General features: G+C 69.5%; 15 protein-coding genes and 1 pseudogene. 8 read left to right on the top strand and 8 right to left on the bottom strand.

The window, feature by feature from the left end:
- Window positions 1–30: 30 nt before the first annotated feature.
- The 5 genes from NA8_RS21255 to NA8_RS21235 are packed head-to-tail and all read right to left on the bottom strand — an operon-like array spanning window position 31 to window position 14,838.
- Window positions 31–5,067 (bottom strand): non-ribosomal peptide synthetase, encoded by a 5,037-nt coding sequence (locus NA8_RS21255; protein ID WP_063052126.1) that lies wholly within the window; start codon window positions 5,065–5,067, stop codon window positions 31–33.
- A gap of 53 nt (window positions 5,068–5,120) precedes the next feature.
- The gene (locus NA8_RS21250) at window positions 5,121–9,653 is read right to left on the bottom strand and encodes a non-ribosomal peptide synthetase (RefSeq protein ID WP_063052173.1); all 4,533 of its coding nucleotides are present in this window, start codon (window positions 9,651–9,653) and stop codon (window positions 5,121–5,123) included.
- Window positions 9,654–9,688: 35 nt separating this feature from the next.
- Entirely contained in the window at window positions 9,689–12,736 is a 3,048-nt protein-coding gene (gene nbtC / locus NA8_RS21245; protein ID WP_063052125.1) for a nocobactin polyketide synthase NbtC, read from the bottom strand.
- On the bottom strand, window positions 12,729–14,057 hold the full coding sequence (locus NA8_RS21240) for a beta-ketoacyl [acyl carrier protein] synthase domain-containing protein (protein ID WP_063052124.1): 1,329 nt from the start codon (window positions 14,055–14,057) through the stop codon (window positions 12,729–12,731). Before NA8_RS21240 ends, nbtC begins: the two co-directional genes overlap by 8 nt.
- Window positions 14,058–14,064: 7 nt before the next feature.
- Entirely contained in the window at window positions 14,065–14,838 is a 774-nt protein-coding gene (locus NA8_RS21235) for a thioesterase II family protein (RefSeq protein ID WP_063052123.1), read from the bottom strand.
- A 184-nt stretch (window positions 14,839–15,022) separates the two neighbouring features.
- On the opposite strand from NA8_RS21235, the gene NA8_RS21230 reads away from it, so the two are divergent.
- The gene (locus NA8_RS21230) at window positions 15,023–15,685 is read left to right on the top strand and encodes a GNAT family N-acetyltransferase (RefSeq protein WP_063052122.1); all 663 of its coding nucleotides are present in this window, start codon (window positions 15,023–15,025) and stop codon (window positions 15,683–15,685) included.
- 35 nt (window positions 15,686–15,720) lie between these two features.
- Here the strand turns inward: NA8_RS21230 and NA8_RS21225 are convergent, their stop codons facing one another.
- Window positions 15,721–17,004: a SidA/IucD/PvdA family monooxygenase gene (locus NA8_RS21225; protein WP_063052121.1), complete on the bottom strand. Its 1,284-nt coding sequence runs from the start codon at window positions 17,002–17,004 to the stop codon at window positions 15,721–15,723.
- A gap of 172 nt (window positions 17,005–17,176) precedes the next feature.
- Here NA8_RS21225 and NA8_RS21220 point away from each other — a divergent pair, with 172 nt between their 5' ends.
- Window positions 17,177–17,647 (top strand): MTB12 C-terminal domain-containing protein, encoded by a 471-nt coding sequence (locus NA8_RS21220; RefSeq protein WP_063052120.1) that lies wholly within the window; start codon window positions 17,177–17,179, stop codon window positions 17,645–17,647.
- Window positions 17,648–17,758: 111 nt separating this feature from the next.
- Window positions 17,759–18,466, top strand: a complete 708-nt coding sequence (locus tag NA8_RS21215) for a siderophore-interacting protein (RefSeq protein WP_063052119.1) — start codon at window positions 17,759–17,761, stop codon at window positions 18,464–18,466.
- A 63-nt stretch (window positions 18,467–18,529) separates the two neighbouring features.
- On the opposite strand, the gene NA8_RS21210 is transcribed toward NA8_RS21215, so the two are convergent.
- Both NA8_RS21210 and NA8_RS21205 read right to left on the bottom strand, forming a co-directional pair.
- Window positions 18,530–20,266 (bottom strand): ABC transporter ATP-binding protein, encoded by a 1,737-nt coding sequence (locus tag NA8_RS21210; protein WP_063052118.1) that lies wholly within the window; start codon window positions 20,264–20,266, stop codon window positions 18,530–18,532.
- Window positions 20,263–22,116 (bottom strand): ABC transporter ATP-binding protein, encoded by a 1,854-nt coding sequence (locus NA8_RS21205; RefSeq protein WP_063052117.1) that lies wholly within the window; start codon window positions 22,114–22,116, stop codon window positions 20,263–20,265. Before NA8_RS21205 ends, NA8_RS21210 begins: the two co-directional genes overlap by 4 nt.
- Window positions 22,117–22,884: 768 nt before the next feature.
- Here NA8_RS21205 and NA8_RS21195 point away from each other — a divergent pair.
- The 5 genes and pseudogenes from NA8_RS21195 to NA8_RS21175 form a co-directional block, all read left to right on the top strand.
- Entirely contained in the window at window positions 22,885–23,337 is a 453-nt protein-coding gene (locus NA8_RS21195; protein WP_063052115.1) for a TIGR03667 family PPOX class F420-dependent oxidoreductase, read from the top strand.
- Window positions 23,338–23,341: 4 nt separating this feature from the next.
- Window positions 23,342–23,923, top strand: coding sequence for a putative glycolipid-binding domain-containing protein (locus NA8_RS21190; protein WP_063052114.1), 582 nt, complete (start codon window positions 23,342–23,344; stop codon window positions 23,921–23,923).
- A gap of 61 nt (window positions 23,924–23,984) precedes the next feature.
- Window positions 23,985–24,914 carry an RluA family pseudouridine synthase gene (locus NA8_RS21185; protein ID WP_063052113.1) on the top strand — a complete coding sequence of 310 codons (930 nt, stop codon included), beginning with the start codon at window positions 23,985–23,987 and terminating at the stop codon, window positions 24,912–24,914.
- A 53-nt stretch (window positions 24,915–24,967) separates the two neighbouring features.
- Window positions 24,968–25,711 (top strand): CPBP family intramembrane glutamic endopeptidase, encoded by a 744-nt coding sequence (locus NA8_RS21180; protein WP_063052112.1) that lies wholly within the window; start codon window positions 24,968–24,970, stop codon window positions 25,709–25,711.
- A 351-nt stretch (window positions 25,712–26,062) separates the two neighbouring features.
- A pseudogene (locus NA8_RS21175) lies at window positions 26,063–26,339 on the top strand (hypothetical protein); the annotation flags it as partial.

Below are 26,339 nucleotides of genomic sequence, written 5' to 3'. Positions count from 1 at the left end.
GGTCCGCCGACCGCGACCGGCTCTCTCGGATCATCGTTGCGCGGACCAGGATTCGCGCAGCATGGCCAACGCGTCACCGGACAGCCCCGAGGCCGACATCGGCTCGTAGCGATGTTCCTCGGGCGTCCGCGCTCCCTGCGCGGCCTGATCGGTGGCCGCGTCCACCGCCGCAGCGAGCTCGTGGAGGGTGAAGTACTCGAAGATCATCTGCGGGGTCAGCGCCAAGCCCGCCTCGCCTGCTCGCGCCGCCCACTGGATCGCGATGACGCTGTCGCCGCCGAGCGCGAAGAATCCGTCCGTGCGGCCCACGTCGGTGATCTCGAGCAATTCCTCCAAAAGCGCGGCCAGCGTGCGCTCGGTCTCGGTTTGCGGCGGGCCTGGCTCGGCCTCGCCGACCGCGACCTCCGTGGTCGAGTAACGCACCACGGTGCGCGCGGTGTCCCAGCCCTCCGGCGCGAGGTTCGATTCCCGCACCGCCGTATCGGGTTTCGTGGCGAACGCGGTCAAGATCCGCACCAGCGTGTCGACGAAGACCTCGCCGGAGGCCGGGTCGTAGAGCTCGGAGTTCACCACGACCCGCACCAGCAGCTCGCCACCGGGTTGCACCAGGAAGTCCAGGTGGAAGTCCATGAACGCGGCGTCGTACTGCGGCGTGAGCGGAGTCAGCGTCGCTTCCCCGCGCGCGGCGAAATCGACCGTCGGCGCGGTGTGCCCGAACTGCATGATCACCTGGAACAGCGGGTTGCGGCCGAGCACCCGCGGCGGGTTGAGCGTCTCGACGATCCGCTCGAAGGGCACATCCTGATGGCCGAGGGCGCTGAGCGCCGACTCGCGCACCCGCTCGAGCACGGTGCGCAGCGTCGGTTCGCCCGAAAGGTCGTTGCGCAACACCATCATGTCGGCGAACAGCCCGATCAGCCGGTCCACCGATCGCCCGGGCCGGTTGGCGACCGTCGCGCCGATCGGCACGTCGTCACCACCGCCGAGCGTGTGCACCAGCACCGCGGCCGCCGCCTGGCACAGCATGAATTCCGTCGCGCCGGACGTCTCGGCCAGCGATCGCGATGCCTGCCATGTCTCGGCGGGAACAATGCGGGTCGCGCTCACGCCGGTGTGGCCGAGCCGCGCGGGACGGGGGCGATCGTGCGCGACCGCGATCTCCACCGGCAACCCCGCCAAAGCGCCACGCCAATAGTCGAGCTGCCTACGGCCGTATTCACTGAGACCGTCGCGGCCGGGCGCGTGGTCGAAGGTATCGCGCTGCCACACCGCGAAATCGGCGAATTGCAGTGTCAGCTCCGGCCAGGACGGAGCGGCGCCGCCGATCCGCGCCCGGTAGGCGACGGTGAGATCCTCGATGAATACCCGGCACGATTCCCGGTCGGTGACCATGTGATGCGCCAGCACCGAAAGCACATGGGCTTGCTCGTCCAGGACGAACAGGCGCAACCGGACCAGCGACTCCGCCGCCAGGTCGAAGACGTGGCTCGCCTCGGCTTCCAGGGCTTCCTCCAGCCGAGCCGCCACCGCGTCCGGGTCGCCGTCGAGCACAGTGCGCGGCAGCTCGACCGGGCCGGCCGGGGCCACCCGCTGATACGGCGTACCCTCGTGCTCCGGGAAGCTCGTGCGCAGCGACTCATGGCGGCCGATGACGTCGGCGAGGGCGTCGCGGAGCGCGTCGATGTCGAGCGCACCGTCGAAACGGATGGCGAACCGGAAGTTCTCCCAGCCGAACGGGCCCTCCAGTTTGCGGCGCAGCCACAACGCGCGCTGCGAGTACGACAGCGGAACCCGTTCGGGGCGCAGCTGTTTCGCGGGGATCGCGGCGTCGTCGCCCGCCGCGCGGCCGGTGGGCGTGACCTCGTCGAGATTCTCGCCGAACTGATCGCGATACCGGGCGACCAGATGCGCGGCGAGTCCCGCGACCGTCGGGGTGTCGAACGGCGCGCGCACGTCGATGTCGACCCCGAAGGTATCGCGGACCAGCGCGACCAGCCGGGCCGCGAGCAGGGAGTGGCCGCCGAGTTCGAAGAACGAGTCGTCGGCGCCCACCCGCTCGGTGTCGAACAGCTCGCCGTACAGCGCGGCGAGCCGGATCTCGGTGGGCGACTCGGGCTCGCGATAGCTATGGGTCTTCGCCAGCATTGGCTCCGGCAGCGCGCGGCGATCGAGCTTGCCGTGCGCGCTCAGCGGCACCTCGTCGATCACCGCGAACGCCGCCGGGACCATGTGCTCGGGCAGCGTCGCAGCGACCGTCGCGCGCACCTGCTGCAGATCGATCTCGGCTCCCGGGGCCGGTACCAGGTACGCGGCCAGGATCGGGCCGAGCCGCTCGTGGTCGGTGACGATCGCGACGCACTGCCCGACGCCGGGGTGGTCGGCGACCGCCGCCTCCACCTCACCGAGCTCGATCCGGAATCCGCGCACCTTCACCTGTTCGTCGGCGCGGCCGACGAATTCGATCTCGCCGTCGGCGGTGCGCCGGGCGAGGTCACCGGTGCGATACAGCCTGCCGCCGGGCAGGAAGGGATCGGCGACGAACCGCTGCGCGGTCAGGGCGGGCCGGTCCAGATAGCCACGGGCGAGCTGACGGCCGCCGAGGTAGATCTCCCCGAGCACGCCCGGCGGCACCAGCCGCAACGAGTCGTCGAGCAGATAGACGTAGACGTTGCGGTTCGGGAATCCGATCGGCACGATCCTGGTGCCCTGCGGCCCGTCGACCGGCATGGAGGTCGAGCACACGACCGCTTCGGTGGGGCCGTAGTGGTTGCGCAGATCGGCGTCGAATTGCGCGGCGAAGCGGTCGGCGATCTCCCCCGGCAGCGCCTCACCGCCAACCGGCACGTGCCGCAACGCCCGCCAGTCGTTCGCCTCGGGCAGCATGAGGAAGGTCGCCAGCAGCGAGGGCACCATGTGCAGCACGGTGATCCCGTGCCGGGCGATCAGTTCGGCGACATAGGGAATGTCCCGGTAGGCGTTCGGTTTCGGGACCACGATGCTCGCGCCCGCGATCAGCGGCAAGAAGATGTCGGCCAGCGACGCGTCGAAGCTCACCGAGGTCGCCTGCAGGACCCGCTCCGGGATGCTCGCGTCCCAGTCGGCCGCGAAATTCACCAGGTGATCGGCGATCGCGTCGTGCGGGACGGGCACGCCCTTGGGCTGGCCGGTGGAGCCCGAGGTGTAGATGACGTAGGCGATATTCGACGGGCGCAGCGGTGCGGTGCGCTCGGCGTCGGTCGGGTCCGTGTCCGGCAAGGCCGCCGCCGCGGTCATCGCCGCGGCGATCGCGTCGGCGTCGAACGACAGCGTCGGCCGGGCGTCGGACAGCAGATATTCGATGCGATCCGGAGGATAGGCCGGATCGATCGGCAGGTACGCGGCGCCCGACTCGAGCACCGCGAGGCTCGCGACGATGAACTCGATGGAGTTCGCCATGCGCAGCGCGACGAGCTGCTCGGGTCCGGCACCGCGGCGAATCAGCCAGTGCGCCAGCCGGTTCGCCCGCCGTTTCAACTCGGCGTAGGTGAGTTCGGCGTCGTCGGATACCACCGCGACGCGATCCGGGGTCGCCGCCACCTGCCGCCGCACCAGGTCGACCAAGGTGGTCGCCGTTGCGTCGACGAGCGGACCGTGCGACGCCGCGATGATCTCGGCGCGGTCGGCGGCGCCGAGGATGTCGATCGCGCGGACCGGTTGCCCCGGATCGCCCACCGCGCCGGCGAGCAATGCCAGGTAGTGCCGCAGCAATTGATCCACCACCGACCGGTCCAGCTCGTCGACGAGATAGGTGGCTTCCACGCGCGCGCCCGCGTCGTCGAGGACGACCATCAGGCCGAGGGGCTCCTGCGCGACCGCGCTTCCCCACGGCAGCTCGGTGGATCCGACATCGGCGAGATCGAAGCCGTTCGCCCCGCCGCGCACACTGAAGCTCAGCTGCACCAGCTGGGCCAGGCCGTCGCTGCCCGCGATGCGGTCCGAGCTCACCTCGCGGACGACCCGTTCGACGCCGACGCCTTGGTGCGCGAACGCGTCGCGGGCGGCGTCCCTCGTCGCGTCGACCAGCCCGGCGAACGTCTCCGCCGGATCGATGCGGGCCCGCAACAGCAGCGTGTTGCCGAAATAGCCGATCAGTGCCTCGGCGTCGCGGCCTCTGCGGTCGGTCACCGGCACCGCGACGAGGAAGTCCGTCGCCGCCGTGTACCGATTGACCAGCGCCTGGAAAGCGGACAGCAGCACCATGAACGGGGTCGCCGACCGTTCGCGCGCGACCTCGGTGACCCGGTCGAGCAGTTCGGGCGGCAACGGCAGCACGCACTTGTCGGCGTTGCGCGTGGCCGCGGTCGCGCCGAGCGCGCCGGGCAACTCGAGTCGTTCCGGCAGCGGAGTCAGCCGGGCGCGCCAGTACGCCAGGTCGGCGTCGTCGTCGGCGGACCGCTCGGCGAGCGACACGTCGACGTACTGCGACCGGATCTCCGCCGGCGCGTCACCGCGGTAGGCGGCATTGAGCTCGGCGAAGAAGACCGACCAGGAATCGTCGTCCCAGCCGATGTGGTGGATCGTGAGCACCAGCACGTGTTCGGCCGGGCCGGTGCGCGCCAGCGTCACCCGCAGCGGAGACTCCGAGGTCAGGTCGAACGGACGCGTGAATTCCCGCCTCGCCAGGACTTCGAGCCGCCTGCCTCGCCCTTCCTCGGACAGGTCGGTGAGATCGTGCTGCTGCCAGGCGATTCCCAGATCGGTGTGCGCGACCTGATACGGGTCGCCGTCCGCGCCTGCGTGGTAGGTGGTGCGCAGGATCTCGTGCCGCGCGACGACGGTGTCGAAGGCGGCGCGCAGTCGCGCGCTGTCCAGCGGACCGTCGAGACGGTAGCCGACGCAGACGTTGAGCGTGGTGTCCTCCGGCGCGACCGTCTGCAGGAACCACATCCGCTGCTGCGCGGACGAGAGCGGAGCCGGTTCGCCGGGGCGCCTGCCGCGCTCGGGTGTCGCCTGGGCGGGCGCGAGGTGCTGTTCACGCAGTCGCTGCTGGAGCAGCCGCTTGCGCCGCTCGAGGATCTCGTCTGACATGGGGGTCCTTCAGGCTGGGAATTCGTATGGGCTGGGTGGCGCGGAGATCGCGGTCAGTCGGCGCCGACGGTCACCACGGACACGGCGCGCTCGAGCGCCGCGACGGCGTCGTGCCACAGCTCGGCGAGCCGGGCCACCTCGGCGGCGGTGAACACCGCCTCGCTCCAGCGGAGCACGGTGACCAGCTGCGGCCCGTCGGCGGTGGTTCGCACCGCCGAGACGACATCGAGCGCGTAGCGAAGCGGGAAGTCGGGCTCCGCGACGAGCGGAAGACACTCGTGCAACGCCAGGTCCGGGATCGGCGCCCATGGCCGCCCCGCACCGGCCATGTCGAACCGGCCCAGGTAGTCGAAGAGCACCTGCGGCTGCGGCGCGCCGGCCAGCTCGGGCGCTCGGTCGAGGTAGCGCAGCACGCCGAAGTCCACACCGCCGTTCGGCAGTTCGGCCAGGTGCTTCGCGATGTGCTCGAGCAGTGCGGCGGCACGAACCGGATCCGCCAGAGCCGTCGCCACATCCACGCTCTCGGCGCCCGCGCCGAGCCGGGCGGGCACGATGCTGGTGAACCAGCCCACCGAGTGCGCGCTGTCGACGTCGGCGCCGAGGACCTCGTCCTCCCGGCCGTGGCCTTCCAGCGCGACATACGCGCCCGCGGCGGGGTCCTGACCGCGTTCCGCGCGCCAGCTCGCCAGCGTCATCGTCAATGCGGCCAGCAGGAATTCGCGCACCCCGGCCGCGCCACCGCCGAGGCTGTCCAGGATCGCCGCGCTCGTCTCGGCCGAGGTCGGCACCGGGTGGACCCGGTAGGAAGCCCAGGTGTCCGACGTCGGGTCGGGCAACCGGGCGCCGAGCACCGGATCCGGTGCGGCGACCTGGCGCGTCCAGTAGTCGCGCTGAGCCGAAACCGCCTCGGAGCCCACCCGTTCGCGCAGCAGCCGGGCCCACTGCCGGTAGCCGGTGTGCTCGACGGCCGGGGTCGGCGTGCGTCCCGCGGCGACCTCCGCCCAGCACGCTTCCAGGTCGGCGGAGATGATGTACCAGGAGACGGGGTCGACGGCCAGGTGGTGGATGGTGAGCAGCAGGACGTCAGGGGCGCCGGATCTGGCGAACCACACGGCGCGCACCAGATCGCCGATGAACGGATCGATCTCGTCGGCGACCGCATGGCCGCGAGCCGCCAGCGTCGCGTGGAAGTCGTCGCCTTCGTCGACCCGGGACAGGATGTCCTGCGCGCGTACGCTACCTGGAGCGCGGGTGTGGAGTTCGTAGCCCTCCGGGGTGGTCTCGAAACGGGCCCGCAGCATGTCGTGGCCGTCGAGCAACGCCTGCAATACGGCGGTGAGCCCGTCCTGATCGATGCCGCCGGGCAGCTCGAGCAGGTTGCTCAGGGCGAGCCTGCGGTAGGCCCCGTACTCGTGCATCCAGGACACGATCGGCGTCGGACCGACCGGGCCGTAGCCCTCGGATGTCGACGCCCGTTCGCGGCCTGCTTCCGCGTCGATCCGCGCGGCGAGATCCCGGATCGTCGAGGCGCTCAGGACCGCCTTCGGGCTGATCGAAAGTCCGTCGCGCCGTAGTCGATTCACCAGGGAGATCGCCACGATGCTGTCCATGCCGAGGCCGACCAGGTCGTCATCCATACCTGGGACGGGACCGCCGGACAGCTCGGCCACCGCGGCGCACAGCCGGCGTTCGGTGCCGGTGCGCGCGGGGGCCGCCCCCGCACCGGCGGCCCGATCCTCGGCGAGCACCGCGAGCCGCTTCGCGTCGAGCTTTCCGTTGCTGGTCACCGGCAGCTGCTCGACGACCAGAATCCGGTTCGGCACCATGTAACCGGGCAGCCGCTCGGTCAGCGCGGCGCGCAACTCCACCGCGTCGAGACCGTCACCCACGGCGAACGCGGCCAGGCTGGGACCACCCGCTCGGCGCACCACGACCACCGCGGCGGCCTGCACGCCCGGCAGCGCGAGCAAGGCCGTCTCGATATCGCCGATCTCGATCCGGTAGCCCCGGATCTTCACCTGGTCGTCCGCCCGGCCGACGTAGGCCAGATCGCCGGAGGGCAAGCGGCGCACCAGATCACCGGTGCGATACATCCGTTCGCCCGCGCGGTGCGGATCGGCGACGAACCGGCCCGCGGTGATTCCCGGCATGCCGACATAACCGCGGGCGACCTGAGCGCCGGCGAGATACAGCTCGCCCACGACGCCAACCGGCGCCTGCCGCAGCCGCGAATCCAGGACATATCCGGTCATCCCGGTGACCGGCGCCCCGATGGCCGGTTCGGCATCGCCGTCGACCACAGCGGCGACCACCGCCTCCACCGTCGTCTCGGTGGGGCCGTAGCAGTTGTGCACGGCGGTATCGGGCAGCGCGCACAACTGCTTCCACAGCGGAGCGCCGATGGCCTCGCCGCCGAGCGCGAGCACGGACAGCGGCGTGGCGCCCGCGTCGACCAGCCCGGCCACGGCGAGCTGGGCGAACATCGAGGGGGTCGTGTCGATCATGTCCAGTCCGTGCCGGATGATGCCGTCGACCAGACGTCGCGCGTCGCGCATCTCCTCGACGTCGAACAGGTGGATGGCATGTCCGTCGAGCAGTCCGATCAGCGGCTGCCAGGAGGCGTCGAAGCTGAGCGACCAGGCATGCGCGATCCGCAGCGGCCGCCCGAGCCGCGCCACGGCGGGCCGGTAGACCCGGTCGCGGTGGTCGGCGAAGTAGGCGGCCAACGCGGAGTGGGTGCCCACAACGCCTTTTGGTTCCCCGGTGGAACCGGAAGTGAAGATCAGGTAGGCGGCCTGTTCGGGGCGGCGGCCGGGCACGGGTGTGAACGCAGGCAGATTCTCGGAGAACTGGTCCATCAGCAGTATCTGCGGGCTGTCCCCGATCTCGTGGACCGCGGGCAGGCCCCAGGCGTCGACCAGGATCAGTCGCGGACGGGATCGGCGCACGATCGATTCGACGCGGGTGGCGGGCAGCGTGATGTCGACGGGCACATAGGCCGCGCCGGTGGCGAGCACGGCGAGGATCGCCACGATCGACTGAGCCGACCGCGGCAAGGCCAGGGCGACGACATCTTCCGGACCGGCTCCGTAGGCAGCGATGACACCCGCCAGACGCACTGCGGCATCGGACAACTCGCGGTAGGTGTACCGATCGTGCTCGGTGCTGAGCGCGAGCGCGTCCGGCGTGGCGGCGACCTGGCGCGCGAACAGCTCCCAAACGGTCGCGCCGCGCACGTCTTCGGCGGTGGCTGCCGGTGGCCGCGCGCTCTCGCCCGGTAGCAGCACGTCCAGAGCGTCGGGCCCGCGCTCGCCGATCTCGGGTAACTGCCGCAGCACCGAGATCAACCGCGCCGCGACGTCGGAACCGGACAGGGTGCGCAACGCCGCCTGCACCGCCTCGACCGTCACCACCAGCTGTCCCTCGTACAGGAACGAGGTCACCGCGAGCGGGTAGTGCGTCAGGCTCTCCGACGTGATCGGCCGGAACCGAACACCGTCGGCCGCCTCGATGGGGCGCAGCACATCGGACATGGGCGCGTTCTCGTACACGAACAGCGTGTCGAACAGCGTGCCGGAACCCACCGACCGCTGAATCGCGGACAGGCTGACGTAGGCGAGATCACGCATCGGAGCCGCCTCGCGTTGCAGCCGCGCGCAGTCGCGCACCACGTTGCCCGCACCGACGGCGACGCGGACTGGGACGGTGTTGATGAACAACCCGATCATGGTCTCGACACCGGACAGCTCGTCCGGCCGTCCCGAGACGGTGGTGCCGAAGACCACGTCGCTCCGGTCGGTCAGCCTGCCGAGCACGACCGACCAGGCGTACTGCACGACGGTGTTCATCGTCAGCGCGTTCGCCCGCGCCCATGCCGTCAACCGGCTGGTCTCGACCGCGTCCAGCGTCAGCGTGTCGATCGTGGGCACGATGGTGTTGACCGTCGAATCGCCGCGGTCGGCGATGATCAGCGGATCGAGGTCGCCGAGGTATTCCCGCCAGGCGCGCAGCGCGGTTTCGTTGTCGCGGGCGGACAGCCAGCCGATGTAGTCCCGGTAGGGCCGGGGTGCGGGCAGCGCGTCGGCCGCGGCGCCCGCCTGGTACAGGGCGAACAGTTCCCGGAAGAACACGCCGAGCGACCAGCCGTCCAGCAGGATGTGGTGCGCGGTCAGGACCAGACGCCAGGTGTCGTCCGGCAACCGCAGCAGCAGCACGCGCAGCAGAGGGCCGCGGGCCAGGTCGAAAGGCGCCCGCGTTTCGGCGGCGATTGCGGCGTCGAGTTCGGCCGGGTCGATCGCGCGTTCGGCCCACGGCAGCTCCGCGGCGACGGGCACGATCTGCACCGGCCGGGGAAGGTCGCGATCCCAGAACGACGCGCGCAGGTTCGCGTGCCGCCGCAGGATCGTCTCGACGCTGCGGCGCAGCAGTGCCACATCGACGGGTCCCGCGATCTCGTAGACGAACTGCAGTGCGTACAGATCGCCTTCTCCGGCCAGCCTGGCCAGCGAGAACAGGCCCTCCTGCAACGGGCTCAGCGCGAGCACGTCCTCGATCTCCGGCATGGGCGCCTGCGTGTTCTCCGACATGAAGCGGCCTCCTGAGCCTGTGTTCTCGGCCACCATCAGCCTCGGTTCCCGGACATGAGCAGTACGACGTCATCCAGGGACGCACCGCCCAGGATGGCCGCGACCGGCAGCTCGCGGTGCAGCGTCGTCTTCAACCGGGCGCGCAGATCGACCGCCTGCAACGAGTCGAAGCCGAGCGCGACCAGCGGAACCGAGCCGTCGATATGGTCGGGGCCGTCGAGGAGCATCACTTGTCCGAGTTCGCGCCGGACGATCTCCGCGAGATCGTCTGTCACGTCCGCTTCCCGCTCGAGGGCGGACGACGGCGGCGTGGACGGTGTGGCCACGGGCACCGAAGGCTCGCGAGCGGGGAGCGCGGGCGCGAAAACCGTTGTCAGGCCGGCGAGCTCGACCGTCTGACGCAACCGCTCCCAGTCCGCGGACAGCACCACCCCGTTCCCGGTGCGATCGGCGAAACCCGCCGCGATCGCGGGCGCGGCGGGCATGGGCTGCAAACCCGCACCGAGGATTCGGGCCTCCACCGCGGCGTGTTCCGCACCGGACAGCCCCCACAGGCCCCATTGCACCGACACGCAATCCCCGCCCTGCGCCCGCAGCCGTACCGCGAGGCTGTCGAGCATGCGGTTCGTGGCCGCGTACAACGCCTGCTCGCGCCCACCGAGCGTGGCCACGAACGAGGAGCACAACAGGACGGTGCAGTCGGCGGCCAATGGCAGCGTGCGCAGCACCCCGGCGAGTCCGAGCACCTTCGCGGCGGCTGCCTCGGCGACCGCGGCCGATTCGAACCGGGTCCATGCGTATCGGACCGCGGCGTGCACGACCACGCTCACAGGGCGATCGGCGAAACGCCGCGCCAGGTCGGCCACCGCGGCCGCTTCGGTGATATCGCAGGCCACCAAGTCGATCTCGGTCCGGCCGAGTTCGCGTATCGCCCGCAGCCGCTCGGTGAACGCGCTCGTCTCCCCGGTGCGGTTCACCAGGGTGATCCGGCGCGCGCCGTCGCGGACGAACTGCGCGCAGAACTCGAGGCCGACGTATCCGGTCCCACCGAGAATCAAGACTTCGCGCAGATCCGGAGGCGTCGACGCACCGCCCGGCTCGGCGCGGACGAGACGCTTCGCGTGCAACTTTCCGTTCCGCAGCGCGAGTTCGGGCTCGCCCAGCACATGAATGGCTTCGAAGATCTTGTCGGCCACCGTGGTCGGGTCCAGCGTCGCGGCATCCGGCGGCAAGTCGAGGTGCCGGAAGGCGATGCCGAGATGGTCCAGGCCCAGGCTGCGATATGCGGCGCTCGCCGCCGAGTGGGCGAGGGACGGGTCATCTTCCGGCGTCGCGGCCTCCGCACCCGTTGTCACCAGCCAGCATTCGGTGACACCCGGAGCGATGGCGGTCAGCTGCTCGGCAGTGCGAGCGAACTCGGCGAGTTCCGCGACCGCGCCTTCTTCGTTCGCGGCCACACTCGGCGCGAGCAACAGCACCATGGTATCGGCGGGGGTCTCGGTGTCGGAGATAGCGGCGCCGTGGCGCGGGGCCCGCGCCTGCATCGCCGCCGCGAGTTCGTCGGCGCGACCGTCGTGATCAGCGAGCAGCACGCTCCGCGGTGCGGCCAGCGCGAAGCGGGACAGCTTGGTCCACTCCTCGCGCAACCGCACGGGCGGCACGGCGACCGGGACCGGCGCCTCGGCCCCCGACTGGTACGGCGCCCACAGCCTCTTCTGATTCATCACCGTGGCGGGGAAGTCGCGCAACGGCAGCGCGGGCGGGCGCTGCTCCGATACGGTGCGAAGTGCCTGCCAGTCGTAGTGCAGGTCGTGGACCGCGACCTCGGCGAGATTCCGGGTGAACTCACCCAGCCCGTCCGCGGTGCGCAGTGAGGTCCCGGCGATGCGGAACTCACGGGCGGCCCGCCCCGGCTCGGCCGCGACGTGGGCCAGATTCTCCCGCAACGCCGGCTGCAACGTGGGATGCTCGGCGATCTCGATGAAGGTGTCCACGTGCTCGGCCGCCGCCACGATCGCGCGGTCGAAGCGAACGCGGTTGCGCAGATTCCAGTACCAGTAGTCGTGATGGGTCGACTCGGCGGTGATCGCTGCACCGAGCGTGCCTCCGTAGCAGGCGATCTCGCCGATCGCGAAGGTCTTGCTGCTCAGTTCCTCGAGCGCGGACTGGAATTCGCTCCGCAACCGCGTCATCGCGGAGGTATGCGACGGGAAGGACATCTGAATCTGCCTGGCGAACAGCCCTTTGGCGGTCGCGGTCGCCACGAGTTCCGCGATGGCGGCCTCGTGGCCGGAGACGCCGATCAGACGAGGCGAGTTGACGATCGAGACCTCCGCCCACCCCGAATTCCGGGCCAGCAGCTCCTCGCATTCCTCCCGGTCGGCGCCGAGCACGGCCACCGCGTACCCGTCCGACAGGTCCCGCTCCAGTAGTTCGGCCCGATGCGTGACGATCGACACCGCATCGCGCAACGTCAGCGCCCCGGAGACTACGCAGGCGGCGAGTTCACCCTGGCTGTGCCCGATGGTGGCGGCGGGACGCACGCCCGCCGCCCGCCACATGGCGGCCAAGCTGATCAGGTGGAACATTCTGGCGGGCTGCACTTCCCAGAGCGTCTCGCCGTATTCCTCGTCGGCCGCGAGCAGATAGTGCACCGGTCGCGCATGGCCGTATCGCTCCTCGTGCACGGCCGCGCACTCGTCCACGGCGGCCCGGTACGCCTGCGAGAAGTCGTAGTACGGCTTGCCCATGCCGGGGCGCTGGCTGCCCTGGCCGGGGAAGACGAATCCGACGCGGCGTGCCGCGACCGCGCCGCCGGAGGTCACCACCGCGGGGTGCGCGGCGTCCGCCGCGACCGACCGCAACGCGTCGAGCAACTCCTCGCGTGTGGTGACCATGGCCAGCGCGCGATATCTGCGGGCGATCCTGGTGCGCAACAGATGGCTCGCCAGTCGATCGGGGTCCACCCGCGGGTGGGTGTCCAGATAGGCCAGGATCGCGGCGGCCTCGGCACGCAGCCCGGCGGCGCTGTCCGAGGAGAGCAGCACCGGGGTGGTGCCGTCCGGTAGCCGGTACTCAGGCATCACTGTCCTCCTCCAGATCGGGCATCCCGACGATCGCGTGCGCGTTGGTCCCCGCCACGCCGAATGCCGACACCGCTCCGTAGCGGACGCCATCGATCGGCTCCCACGGCGCGTATTTCGTGGCCAGCCGCAGACTCGTGGTCTCCCAGTCGACCGCGTCGGTCGGGTGCTCCGCCCACAGACTCGGCACGACGTGACCGTTCGCGCCGCACAGCAGCATCTTGATCAGGCCGAGCATGCCCGCCGCCGCCTGCGTGTGACCGATGTTCGACTTGACCGATCCCAGCAGCGCGCCCCGCGCACGCTCGGGCGCGCCGTACATCCGCATGAGCGCGGTGAGTTCGATGGGGTCGCCCACCGACGTGCCGGTGCCGTGCCCCTCGACGAGTCCGATGTGTTCCGGGGCGACGCGGGCCGCGGTGAGCGCCGCGCGGATCAGCCGTTGCTGCGCGTCGGCGCTGGGCACGGCCAGCGGAGCGCCCTTGCCGTTGTGATTGACCCGGGAGCCGAGCAGTCGCGCGTAGATTCGATGACCGAGCCGCCGTGCCCGCGATTCCCTCTCCAGCACAACCACTCCCGCGCCCTCGCCCCAGAGGGTCCCGGTGGTGCCCGCGGAGTACGCGCGGCAGTGGCCGTCGGTCGACAGCGCGTTGTTCTTCGCGAACTCCACGAACATGCCGGGTGAACCCATCACGCACACGCCACCCGCCAGGCCCCAGTCGCATTCGCCCGCCCGGATCGCCGCCGCCGCCTGATGCAGGGCGGTCAAACCCGCCGCGCAGGAGGTGTCCACACTGATCGAAGGCCCGATCAGCCCCAGGCTGTGCGAGATCCGGCCCGCCACCGCGCCGAGCGTGGTGCCGGTCATCCGATAGCCGCTGTGCTCGCTGACGCTCGCCATCCGCGGGCCGTACTCCAACGGCGTGACGCCCATCCAGCACCCCGCGTCGGCGCCGTCGACGGCGCCGGGATTCAGTCCGGCGTCCTCGACCGCCCGCCACGCCACGCGTAATCCCACGCGTTGCTGCGGATCCATCGCGACGGCTTCCCGCGGCGTGATCCCGAAGAACGCCGCATCGAATTCCGTTGCTTCGGACAGAAAACCACCCGCATCGCGAACATCGCTCCAGCCGTCGTTGCGGCCGAGAGTGAGCAGCTGTTCGATCGGCCATTCCCGGTCGCGCGGCAGCGGGCCGATGAGTTCTTTCGAGTCGGTGAGCGCCGACCAGAATTCCTGTGGACTGTTTATCCCGCCGGGGGCCTCGACCCCGATTCCGACGACGACGATATGGTCTTCGTCCCCCGAAGCCGATCCTGACATGCTGAACCTAACTGGAAAGAGCGGACTGTCCGGCGTCGGCGGCTGCGGCGGAAAGCAATTCCGCGATGCCGTCGATGTGGTCGTACAAATAGAAGTGCCCGCCGTCGAAGAGCGTGACCGAGCCACCCCGAGCGCTGTGCGCGAGCCATGGGCGCAGATCAGCGATGGTGACGAAGTCGTCGTCGGCGCCGCCGACGACCTCGATCCGCGCGCCGACCCGCACATCCGGCTCGCACACGTAGGCATCGAAGGCGCGGTAGTCGGCTTGCAGGGCGGGCAGTGTCATCCGCATGATGTCGCGATCAGCCAAAACATCCGCGCCGGTGCCGTTCAAGGCCGCGAGCCGGTCGAGCAGCGCCTCCTCCTCGGTCGGCAGCGGTTCGCTGTCGGCCACCAAGGCGGGCGCCACCGCGCTGGACGCGCCGAGCAGCGCCACCGGCACCCCGGCGGCCTCGGCCTGACGGACGAACTCGAAGGCCACCATCGCGCCGACGCTGTGCCCGAATACCGTGATCGGAATACCGCGGTGATACGGGGATTCGAGGAATTCCGCGAGCGCACCTGCCGCGAGTTCGGAAAGACTGGCGGGCATCGGTTCGGCGGCGCGGTCCTGACGTCCCGGATATTGCACGAGGACGACGTCGAAATCCGCACTGAGCCTTTTGGACATGGTGCGGTAGGTCGAGGCTCCACTGCCTGCGTGGGGGAACAGCACCAGGGGCGGCAGCGTTTCCGCGGCGGGCTTGTGGAACTTCCGAATCCACCCGGGTTTTCTCGTCATCCAACAGCTCCTACACATAACGCGGTGTCAGCGAAAAGACACCGCGGACAAATGGATTCGGCCGCGGCACGCTGCCCCGCGCCGCCCCCGGGGAACGGCCGGACCTCGCCGACCACGAGAGGTTAGCATAGGGTAACCTTACCTTCATCCAGCAGGGCCACTACCGAACGGAGCTCGACGACCGATGAACCCCACCGAAACGCCCTATGTCATCGCGCGCGAGCTGACCGACATCTCCGACGAACTGCGGGCCGTGCCCGCTCCGCCACTGCCCGCCCTGCCCGCTCCGTTCGACATCCGGACGGTCGACGCGGACGGCGCCGACGCCGAGCTGCTCACCGAGTGGATGAACCGACCGCATCTGATCGAGTCGTGGGAGCAGCCGTGGCCCGTCGAACTGCGCAGGCAGAATCTGCGCGCGCAGCTGGCCGGAACCTATTCCCGCCCATGCATCGTCGGCTACGACTTCGCCGCCGCGGGCAGGCCGGAACTGGGCCGGCGCGACATCGCCTACTTGGAGTTGTATCGCCCGGCCAAGGACGAGATCGCCAGGATCTACCACGCCGACCCCTATGACGTGGCCTTCCACCTGGCCACCGCCGATTCGGAGGCGATCGGGCGAGGCATCATGTTCGCCTTCGTCAGCGGCCTGCTGGCGGGGATCTTCGCGGAATCGAACTGCCGTCGCATCCTGATCGAACCCGATCACCGCAATGTCGCGGTGCGGCGCATGACCGAGCGGTTCGGCGTTCCCAACCTCGGCGAATTCGACATCCGGCCGGACCGCCGCATCACGCTCTACTATCTGCCGCGCACCCCGGCGGACATCCCGACCGTGCGGGAGTAGTGCGGCGCGGCACGCGGCGTCGACAGCGTGGGCACTCATCCGAGCGCCCGCGCGGCGCCCGTGAGGTGCGCACCGGACCGCCGGGTGACCGGTTGCAGCACGCGATCGGAAAGTTCGCCCAGGCAACTCAGATTCGGGAACCCGGGCCCCTGCGCGACCGCCGCCAGGTTCGGCAGGTAGAGCTTGGTCTCCATCCCCGACACCGCGAGGTCGTAGCCGATCGATACCTCGATCCGCTCTTGGGTGGGCCTGCCGCCGACCGCCAGCTCCAGCAGGTCAGCCGCGTCCTGATCGAAAAGGTTCAGGAACCACAGCGGCTGGCCGCCAGTGGCATCGATGACCAGGTCGAAAGTATGCGATTGATCCGGACGCCGCTCGTTGCGCAGCGTCAGCGCCACCCCGTCACCCTGCTCGGCGACGCGAACCGCACGGCCCTGCAAGTGATGTACCCGGCTGTCGCCGAGCAGGCTCTCCTGCACCCGCACCGAGAAGACGCCGCGGTCGGTCCTGCGGATGACGTCGCGCCGTTCCTGGACGGTCAGTCCCGCCCACTTGACCGGATCGCTGAACAGCGAGTTCTCGAAATAGCTTTCGCCACGCGTGTAGATCGTCGCCATCGGCGAGATCACCGAGATCGACAGCATGCCGTGGCGCACCAGCTCGTCCAACGCCGAGCCCGCCGTCTCGCCGCCACCGATCACCGCGACACGGGAGGCGAGGGGCAGGCTGCGCCGCCCGGCCAGATCCCAGAATTGCGCGATGCTCAACACCCGCGGATGGTCGGCGAGGGCCTTGGTGCTGACGCCAGGACCGGTGATCATCAGCCCGGACGCGTCCAGCCGGATCGTGCCGCCGTCGGGATCCGTCGCGGTGACGAGCCAGCCGTCGGCGGCGGCGCCGATGGATCGCACTGTGCCGGAGACGAGTTCGAGATCGATCCGGCGCGCCACCCACTGCAGATACTTGGCCCAGACGTGATGGGCCGGATTCGGACGACCTCGATCGATCCACTCCGCGTAGGTGCCCTGCTCGATCAGGAACGACGTCCAGCTGTAAGCCATCATGGCCGCGTTGATTTCCTGGTTGCGCCCGCGAGCCCAGGTCGAGTGATAGGGGAAGCCCACGTCCTTCTCCGGGCTCGTGCCCAGCCGGTGCCTGCCGTCGGTCCAGCCGCCGCTCGGCAGCCAGTTCCCGCCCACCGCGTGCGCCTCGATGACGACGACCCGCGGCGCGGGCAAGCCGAGTTCGCGCATCACGTGCGCTTTCGCGGCCACCGCAAGGGCTTTCGGGCCGGCTCCGATCACCAGAAGCGTTTCCACCGGTTCTCCACTCTCTCCGACGTCCCGCGGCTTCCCGCTGGGTGCACGGGGATACTCCCGCGCCGACAACCAGAACCCGTCCGGATCATGTTTGCATAGGCTTACCTTATATTGCACACTCGTACCCGACCAGAGCGGCGACACTCACACCCGCGAACGATTGGATGAACAAATGACCAGGACTTCGAACAACGCCATTACCAGGCTCGCCGCAACGGCGTTCGCGCTCGCGGCCGCACTCGCCGGCCCGGTGGTTACCGTCGCGCCCGCGGTGGCGGCGCCCATGGTCGCACCCCTGCACGCCCAGGTCCCCGGCGCGGGCGAGCTGACCGCCAAACTGCGCGTGGCGATCAACACCGGCGCCTCGCGCAGCGCGCGGGCGGCGGAGCTGGAATCGGGCGAGGCGGGCGTCGCGACGATGGACAAGATCGCAGGCCTGCTCGCGGCCGCTCCGCCGAGCCTGCGCTACAGCGTGGCCAACCCGTCCACCTCCGGCGACCGGATCGATGCCCAATTGCTGGTCACCACCGAGGGTTACCCAGACTTCACCTACGACGTCTCGTGGAAGCAGATCGACGGCCACTGGAAGCTGACCCGCCAGGCGGAGTGCAGCCTCGCCTCGGCGCTCGCGCTGTCCTGCTGATCTCGAATCCGTGTAACCCCGGGCGCTGCCCCGGGGGTACACCCCTCGGCGTCGCCGCGCGAGCGAAAGCATCACGCGACATTAAACTTTCGTTAGGCTAACCTTAGTATCATGGGCAAAGGCTTCAACGGTCTGTTAGTCAAGGCGTGGGGTGGGAACGACTACCGGCTCACCGTCACGTCGACCGAACACATCACCGACAAGTACGTGCGACTCGGCTTCACCGCCGGCGGGCTACTCGCCGATCACCCGGTTCACCCCACCCAGTGGGTTCGGTGCTGGTTCCCCGACGGCGAGAGCGGCAAGCTGCAACAGCGCGGCTACACCCTGGTCGACCCCGACCCGGACGGCGACCGCTGCGCGATCGAATTCGCGCTGCACGACGGGCTCGCCGCCCGCTGGGCACAAAACGCCTCGGTCGGTGACGAACTCGACGTGTCGGTGCTCGGCTCGAATTTCCAACTGCCGGAATCCACCCCCGGCGAATACCTCATCTTCGGCGACACCGCCTCGCTGCCCGCGATCAACTCGCTGCTGGATGCCATCGGCGACACCCCGGCGCGGGTCTGGCTGGAGTGGCAGCACGAATCCGACACCACGATCCCGCTGCGCAACAAACCGCACCACCAGGTGACGTGGCTGCAACGCGTCGATGACGGCCGATTGCTGCGCGAAGCGGCCCAGGAACTCACCTGCCCGGCCGACGCCTTCGCCTGGGTCGCCTGCGACGGGCACACCACCCGCTCGATCGTGAAGAGCTTCAAGACGACGCACAACCTGCCCAAGACCGCGATCAAATCCCAGGCCTACTGGAAGTAGGGTCTTTCTCCCACGCCGCACCGCTCCCCCGCGCGGTGCGGCGTTTCGTCGGCCCGAGAACCGCTATGTGGCAACAGGTTCCAGATGCCAACCCGCCGCGCGGGATCGCTCGTTCCAGAACGCGGCGTAGCGGCCGTCCAGCTCGAGCAGTTCCGCGTGCGTACCGCGCTCCACGATCCGTCCACCGTCCACGAACAGGATCTGGTCGGCGTGGGCGATGGTGGCCAGGCGGTGCGCGACGACTATCACCGTCTTGTCCTTGGTGATCTCGTGCATCCCGCGCACCACGAGCGCTTCGCTGTGCGGATCCAGCGCACTGGTCACCTCGTCCAACAGCACGATGGGCGCGTCCTTCAGCAGCGCCCTGGCGATCGAGACGCGCTGGCGCTCACCGCCGGACAGCGCCGCGCCGCCCTCACCGACCCGGGTGTCGAATCCGTCGGGAAGGCGCTCGACGATCTCGTCGACCCTGGCCGCGGCCGCCGCACGACGCACCTCTGCGTCATCGGCCTGCGGCCGGCCGATCCGGATGTTGTCGGCGACCGACTGATCGAACAGGTACACGTTCTGGAAGACCAGCGACAGCTGATCGAGCAGCGTCGCCGACGGCTGATCGCGCACGTCGTGCTCGCCCACCACCACTCGGCCGGAATCCACGTCGTAGAACCGGGCGGCCAACCGCAGCAGAGTCGTCTTGCCCGCGCCGCTGGGCCCGACGATGGCCGTGGTGGTACCCGCGGGCACGCTGAAGGTCACCCCCGAAAGCACCGGCTCACCTGGACGGTATCCGAAACTCACATCGTCGAAGACCACCGACGGCGTTCCCGGTGTGACCGGTGCGTCCGCCTCCGGCAGCACCGGTTCGTCGAGCAGCTCGGTGATGCGGTCGGCGGCCGAACCGGCCGAACGCAGCGCGCTGCCCAGCTGCGCGGCTTGATTGAGCGGTTCGATGAACCGCGAACTCACCGCGATGAGCGCGATCGCGACGGCGGCGGAGATGGCGCCGTCGGTCACCCGCGCCACCGCGACGTACACCAGGACGAGGAAAACCGCCTGCACGAAGAGGGCGAACAGAATCAGCCCCGGCACGCTGGCGAACACCATCCGCGAGCCCGCCGAGCGCTGCCCGGCCAGGGCGGCGTCGAGCGCCCGATTTCCCGAGCCCACCGCGCCGAACGCGCGCAGCACCGGCTGGGCCTGGGCGAATTCGATGACGCGCGAGTCGGCTTCGGCCGCCGCCGCGTGCATGCGCTGGTCCGCGCTGGTGTAGGCGCGGTTGGCCAGGCCGTTCACCAGGTAGAGCACCGGCGCGGCGAGCAGCATGGCCAGCGCGATGCGCCAGTCGACCACCAGCATGCCGACCGCGACCGCGAGCGGGACGATGACACCGGTGAGAATCCTCGCCAGCAGATAGGCGACCAGGCCCTGCAGCTCGCGCACGTTGTCGACCGTCAACCGGCCCAGCGGCCCGGCATCATGGGTCTCGAACCAGCCCAGGGGCAGCGCGTTCAGGTGGTCGCCGAGCCGAGTCTGCAACCCGCGCTGCATGCCGATGCCGACGCGCAACCCGATCGCCGCCTGCAGGTAGCCGAACACCACCACGCCCGCGACGGCGGCGAGCATGCCGAGCGCCCAGAGCCAGGCGCGGCCGAGGTCATCGTCGAAAAGCGCCGTCAGCACCGGGACCAACAGCAGATACGCCACGGCCTGACTGAGTGCCTGCGCCACGATGACGGCGAACAGTTTCGGGGTCAGGTGGGCGAATTCATCCGGAACCAACCCCAGCACCTTGCGAATCATCGGACACCCTCCGCACTGTCGACGAGGGCGATCTGGCCCAGCGCCGCTTCGTTGATCTCCCACAGCCGCTGATAGGCGCCGCCCGCGGTGACGAGACTCGCGTGATCACCCTGCTCGACCAGTCGTCCCCGTTCGAGCACCAGGATTCGATCCACCCCGGTGATGGTGTGCAACCGGTGCGCGATGACCAGCACTGTGCGGCCCGCGACCAGCACCGCCAGCGCGTCCTGCACCGCCGCTTCCGATTCCGGGTCCGCGAAGGCGGTCGCTTCGTCGAGTACGAGGACGGGGGTGTCGGCGAGCAGGGCGCGCGCGATGGAAAGCCGCTGCGCCTCGCCGCCGGACAGGGTCGCGTCGACGCCGAGCTCGGAGTCGTAGCCACGCGGCAGCGCCACGATGCGATCGTGGATCTGCGCGGCGCGAGCAGCCCGCTCCAACGCCGCGTCGTCGGCGTCGGGCCGGGCCAGGCGCAGGTTCTCCCGGATGCTGCCGCGAATCAACCGCACGTCCTGGAAGACGAATCCGACCGTGTGGTAGAGCTCTTCGCTCGGGAAGTCGCGGACGTCGCGGCCACCGATGGTGATTCGGCCCGATCCCACGTCGTAGAAGCGCGGAAGCAGTTTGGCCAGCGTCGACTTGCCCGATCCGCTCGGGCCGACCAGCGCGGTGATGGTGCCGGGAGCGAGTTCGAGGTCGATGTCGCGCAGCACGTCGTGGCCGGAGCGATAGCCGAAGCCGACCCCTTCGAACCGGACCGGTCCGGCGGGCGCAGATGCCGGTTCGGCGGCCTCCGGAGCCCCGGTGCTCAGTTCGGGGGTTTGCTGTAGATCGTGCAGGCGCTGCGCGGCCACCGCGGCCGCCCGCAGCGCCTGCGCGCCGTAGCCGAGACTGAGCAACGAGCTGCCCAGCCCCAGGCCGACCAACAGGAACGGCAGCACATCAAGGGGCTCGACCCAGTCCAGCCCGACTGCCGCCAGTCCGCCGAAGACCACGACCAGCATCACGAACACCGGGGTGACGACGATGTCGGAGGCCGCCTGCACCTTCAGGATCGGCATCTTCAGCCGGTGGACGCTGCGCGCCTGGTGCTCGACGGCGTCCTGGAACGCGCTGTGCGCCTTGCCCGCCTGCCCGAAGGCGCGCACCACCTGGATGCCGTCGACGAATTCGATGGTCGCCTGCTTGGTGGCCTGTTCGGAGCGCGTGTAGACCACGAAACGGTCACGGCCGTCCCGGTCCATCATCCGGCTGTAGAGCACGGCGTACGCCAGGACCGGCAGCAGCAGGACCACGGCGAGCCGCCATTCGACGGTGAACAGATACCCGAGGGTGATCAGCGGAACGGTGAGCGCGCCGACGAACTCCAGGCGCGCGTGCGCCACCAGGTAGTGCAATGCCTCCACGTCGTCCTGCAGATACTTCTTCACCTCACCGGACGTGCGCTCGCCGAACCAGCCCAGAGGCACCCTCGTCAGCTTGGCCGCCAGCGCCCGGCGCACGGTGAGCTGATATCCGGCGTCGACCAGATGCGTCCAGGTCAGCGCGGCGGCTTGAAGCAAGGCGCGGGCCACCAGGACCAGCACCGCGATCGTCAGCAGGCGCCATACCCGATCGGTGTCCACATGGTCTCGGAGCAGTTCGCGGCAGGCCTCCACGATCAGCACGAATGGCACGACCGCGCACGCCGACGCGACGGCCATGACGACGCTCGCGACGGTCAACGGGCCGCGTACGGGCGCGAGAATCTCCTTGCGGGCCCGCGCCTCCTGCTGCTTGCGTTCTTTCAGCACCGTCTTCGGCGGCCGGTTTCCCGTCTGCGCCGCGGGCAGCGGCGCGACCTCTACCGTCATCTGGACCCTCGTCTCTCACCCTTGCGGCATCCGTCACTGGAATCGCCCCATCCTCACACAGGAACGCTCAGCAAGGAAGGTTAGCCTAAGTTACCTTGCCTCGTCCGGGGCCTCTTCATCGCTTCGCGCTCGACGCATCGGCTCCGACAGATCCGGCCACGCGCACCGCAACCTCGACGAGCTCGCCGACTCGTGCGGCAATTCCCACGCCCTCATGTCGCGTCGAGTCTCGCAACGGCATTGCGCCGGATACTCGGCGTGCGTACACAGTTGCCCTTCCCGACTTATTTCGCCAATGTGCGAAAATTGTTTGGGACCAGCATTTTTCGAACTCCCGACGGGCCGGGAAATCCTCCGTGAACGGCGGCCCATCCTGGCCGGATAGCCCGTGCGCATCGCTAACTTCGACGAAAGCAAACCATCGGACACGCAGGAGTTTCGAATATGTGTGGCACGGAGATGTTTTCGGTTCTGACCAATTGCGCGAAAGATCCCGGCGAACTGACCGCGGGCCGAGCGCACACGGCAATGCAGGTGCACCTGGATTGCAGCGTCGAATCGTGCCGGGTCCGGCGGCGCGCACGCAGGACGCTGGTCGAGGCTCGTCTGATGGTGCTCGATGAACGGGCCACGCCGTAGTGGCGTCCGCGATGGACGCACGGCGCTCAGGTCTCGGCTCCGGTGCGGACGGCGACGAACTCGCACGCACCGGAGTGACTTTTGTGCGTGGAGCGGAATCCAGCCGGGGGCCGCAGTGTTGACCCTGCCATGACCGCAACGGCATCCGATCGATCCGCCGCCCCCGTCGTGGATACCGAGACCGAATTCGGCGCGAAAGTCGCCGGACGACTCGGCCGCGAGTCCGTTCTCTGGCTGACCACCGTCGGCCCCACCGGCACACCGCAGCCGAACCCCGTCTGGTTCCAGTGGCGCGACGGCGAGTTCCTGATCTTCAGCAAGCCCGGCCAGCCGAAGGTGCGCAACATCCAGCGCAATCCCCGGGTCTCGCTGAACCTCAACAGCACCGAGCACGGCGGCGACGTCGTCGTGCTCACCGGCACGGCGCGCGTGGTCGACCAACGTCCCGGTGCGGACGAGATCGATGCATTCACGAAGAAGTACGCCGACGGACTGCGCTCGATCGGCCTGACCGACGAGCAGTTCTATGCCGAGTACTCGGTCGTGCTGCGCGTCATCCCGGACCGGTTGCGCGGATTCTGATCCCATGATGTTCGAGCCGCCGCCGCCCACCGCCGCGTGGCGGCACCGCATCGCCCGCGAGGGATTCGAGGTGGCGTATTTCCGGGTCACCGAGCTGGGCGTGCTGATCGACGGCTGCACGACGGCCGTCGAGGACGGCGCGGCGTGGGTGGTGGACTACCGGATCGCGCTGGACACCGAATGGCGGACGTGCCGGGCCCAGGTGGGCGTGCGTAAACCCGGTGGCTGGAACACGCTGGTGCTGGAGTCCGACGGCGCGGGGTCCTGGCTGCTGGACGGCATGCCCGCGCCGCTGCTCGACGGCTGCCTGGACGTGGATTTGGAATCCTCCGCACTGACCAACGCCCTCCCGGTGCACCGGTCGGCGTGGGAGATCGGCGACGGCGCGGCCGCCCCCGCGGCCTACGTGTACGCCTCCGGCGCCGCGGTGGCCCGGTTGGAACAGCGCTACGCCCGCATCGCCGACGGGGCGCACGGACCGCGGTTCCGCTACCAGGCCCCGGAGTTCGACTTCACCTGCACCCTGGACTACGACAAGTCCGGCTTGGTGCTGGATTACCCGGGTATAGCGGTTCGCGCCCACTGAGCGCGCGGCGCGGCACGGCCTCGGTTATCGCGGGTCCGGCCTCCGGTTAGGGTCGATACCGATGAGAAGGCGGCAACAACCGCCGTTGCCCAAGCGGCACGGCTTGGACCCGGCCCGGCTGCGACTACCGGAGCAGGGCCACTGGGCGACCATCCGGGACCACCTGGTGGAGCGTCTGCCCCGGGTGCCCGCGACGCGGATCGATGAACTGCTGCACGTGGGCGGCATCGTCGACCTGGACGGGCCGATCCCCCATGACGCGCCGTACGTGCCCGGCGGCGCGGTCTGGTTCCACCGCGACCTGCCCGAGGAGACGGTGGTCCCGTTCGACATCCCCGTCGTGCATCGCGACGACGACCTGCTGGTGGTGGACAAGCCACACTTCCTTGCGACGATTCCGCGCGGTCAGCACATTCTGCAGACCGCGCTGGTGCGGCTGCGCCGGGAGCTGGACCTCCCCGACCTGATCCCGGCGCATCGGCTCGACCGCGTCACGGCGGGCCTGCTGCTGTTCGTGGTCAACCCCGCCCGCCGCGGCGCGTACCAGACCATGTTCCACAAGCGCACCGTGCGCAAGGAGTACGAAGCGATCGCCCCGTACGATCCCGGCCTCGAACTGCCCCGCGTGGTGCGCAGCCGGATCATCAAGGAGAAGCAGGTGCTCGCCGCCCAGGAGGTGCCGGGCGAACCCAACGCGGAAACCGAGATCGAACTGCTCGAGCACCGTGACGGCCTCGGCCGCTACCGGCTGCGCCCGCACACCGGCCGGACCCACCAGCTGCGCCTGCACATGAACAGCCTCGGCATTCCCATCCTCGGCGACGACTTCTACCCGGTGCTCACCGACAAGCCCGTCGACGACTTCACCAGGCCGCTGCAATTGCTCGCCGCCTCGCTCGAGTTCACCGACCCGGTCACCCGCGAGCCGCGCCGCTTCCAGACCACGCGCACCCTGCAGGCTTGGACCGATCCGCACGGGTGGGCCGGCTGACGGCGCCGGGCCGCGCGCAGTGAACCTGTTTCAGATCCGTAGACTGGTCCGGGATGGCTCAACCCGACCTCGCAGCACCCATCCAGCAACGCCAGAGAGCGCGCGCTTACCTCGACGTCGCCGTCGTCGTGCTCGTTCTGGCGGGGACCAATCTGATCGCGCACTTCACCACCGTGTGGGCGAGCATCGTGACGGTTCCGGTCGCGGCGATCGCACTGCTCGCGCTGATGCGCAGGCGCGGCCTCGGCTGGTCGGAGCTGGGCCTTTCGCCCCGGCACTGGCGGCGTGGTTCGCTCTACGCGCTCGGCGCGGCGGCGCTGGTCATCGCGGTCGTGGCGATCGGGGCGACACTCCCCTTGACCCGGCCGTTCTTCTTGGCCGATCGCTACGCCACCATCTCCGGCGCGATGATCGCCTCGATGATCGTCATCCCGCTGCAAACCGTGATTCCCGAGGAACTGGCCTTCCGCGGTGTGTTGTACGGCACGCTGGATCGCGTCTACGGTGCGCGCGGCGTATTCGCGGCGGGCTCGCTCCTCTTCGGTCTCTGGCACATCGCCTCCTCCCTGGGGCTTACCTCCAGCAACCGCGGCCTGAGCGGAGTCGTCGGCGGCGGCGTGGCCGGACAGGTCATCGGGATCCTGCTCGCCGTCTTCGCCACCGCCGCGGCGGGCGTGGTGTTCACCTGGCTGCGCCACCGCAGCGGCAGCCTGCTCGCCCCCATCGCCCTGCACTGGTCGGTCAACGGCGCGGGAGCCCTGGCCGCCGCCATCGTCTGGCACACCACATTGAGCTGACCTGGATTTCGGACGGACGATTGCCTTCGCGTTCTTCCGGGCCGCGGAAAACGCTCGCGCGGGGAACCGCCTTGCGCGGTCGATCAATCGACGACCGCCCGGAGCGGCGAAAGTCGGCGCAGGGAGAAATCGAACTCACTTTCGACACGCGGGCACGTCGACAAAAGAGCCGCTCACCCGGATATTCGACGCGCGCCGCGAATTTCGGCAGCTCGGCGTGTCGCCGCCGGCCCAGTGTGCATCGCATTGACCACGGGCAGAGGTCGGTTTAGTCTCACTCCGATCACACATATGTTCGAGCACTCATGTCTCCACCACCCGACATGACACCTGCTCCCGGGAAGGCTCGCGATGCCCGACGAACCCTCGAACGGTAGTTCCGAGATTGCCGCGCTGGCACAGCAAGTCGAGACCGCGCGCGGCAAATTGCCCCTGCAATCGGATCCGGCACTGCTGGACGTGCTGTCCGAACGCGAGATCACCGCTGAGCGCGAACTCGCGGAATGGATTCGCGCGCAGCGGCGCAAGCAGCGGCGCCGGGAAATCGAGGCGGAGCTGGCCGCCGAGCGGCGCGACCGGAAGTCGGCGACGGCGTTGCGCCGCTCGGAGGAAGCCGACGCCCGCTGGC

This window comes from Nocardia arthritidis NBRC 100137 (genome assembly GCF_001612765.1).
Lineage (GTDB): Bacteria > Actinomycetota > Actinomycetes > Mycobacteriales > Mycobacteriaceae > Nocardia > Nocardia arthritidis.
This window is presented reverse-complemented; position numbering and strand designations above follow the sequence as displayed.

Coding starts and splice junctions, on each gene's coding strand:
- NA8_RS21255 (WP_063052126.1), bottom strand. CDS start 5,067: ATGTCAGACGAGATCCTCGAGCGGCGCAAGCGGCTGCTCCAGCAGCGA.
- NA8_RS21250 (WP_063052173.1), bottom strand. CDS start 9,653: ATGTCGGAGAACACGCAGGCGCCCATGCCGGAGATCGAGGACGTGCTC.
- nbtC (WP_063052125.1), bottom strand. CDS start 12,736: ATGCCTGAGTACCGGCTACCGGACGGCACCACCCCGGTGCTGCTCTCC.
- NA8_RS21240 (WP_063052124.1), bottom strand. CDS start 14,057: ATGTCAGGATCGGCTTCGGGGGACGAAGACCATATCGTCGTCGTCGGA.
- NA8_RS21235 (WP_063052123.1), bottom strand. CDS start 14,838: ATGACGAGAAAACCCGGGTGGATTCGGAAGTTCCACAAGCCCGCCGCG.
- NA8_RS21230 (WP_063052122.1), top strand. CDS start 15,023: ATGAACCCCACCGAAACGCCCTATGTCATCGCGCGCGAGCTGACCGAC.
- NA8_RS21220 (WP_063052120.1), top strand. CDS start 17,177: ATGACCAGGACTTCGAACAACGCCATTACCAGGCTCGCCGCAACGGCG.
- NA8_RS21215 (WP_063052119.1), top strand. CDS start 17,759: ATGGGCAAAGGCTTCAACGGTCTGTTAGTCAAGGCGTGGGGTGGGAAC.
- NA8_RS21210 (WP_063052118.1), bottom strand. CDS start 20,266: ATGATTCGCAAGGTGCTGGGGTTGGTTCCGGATGAATTCGCCCACCTG.
- NA8_RS21205 (WP_063052117.1), bottom strand. CDS start 22,116: ATGACGGTAGAGGTCGCGCCGCTGCCCGCGGCGCAGACGGGAAACCGG.
- NA8_RS21195 (WP_063052115.1), top strand. CDS start 22,885: ATGACCGCAACGGCATCCGATCGATCCGCCGCCCCCGTCGTGGATACC.
- NA8_RS21190 (WP_063052114.1), top strand. CDS start 23,342: ATGATGTTCGAGCCGCCGCCGCCCACCGCCGCGTGGCGGCACCGCATC.
- NA8_RS21185 (WP_063052113.1), top strand. CDS start 23,985: ATGAGAAGGCGGCAACAACCGCCGTTGCCCAAGCGGCACGGCTTGGAC.
- NA8_RS21180 (WP_063052112.1), top strand. CDS start 24,968: ATGGCTCAACCCGACCTCGCAGCACCCATCCAGCAACGCCAGAGAGCG.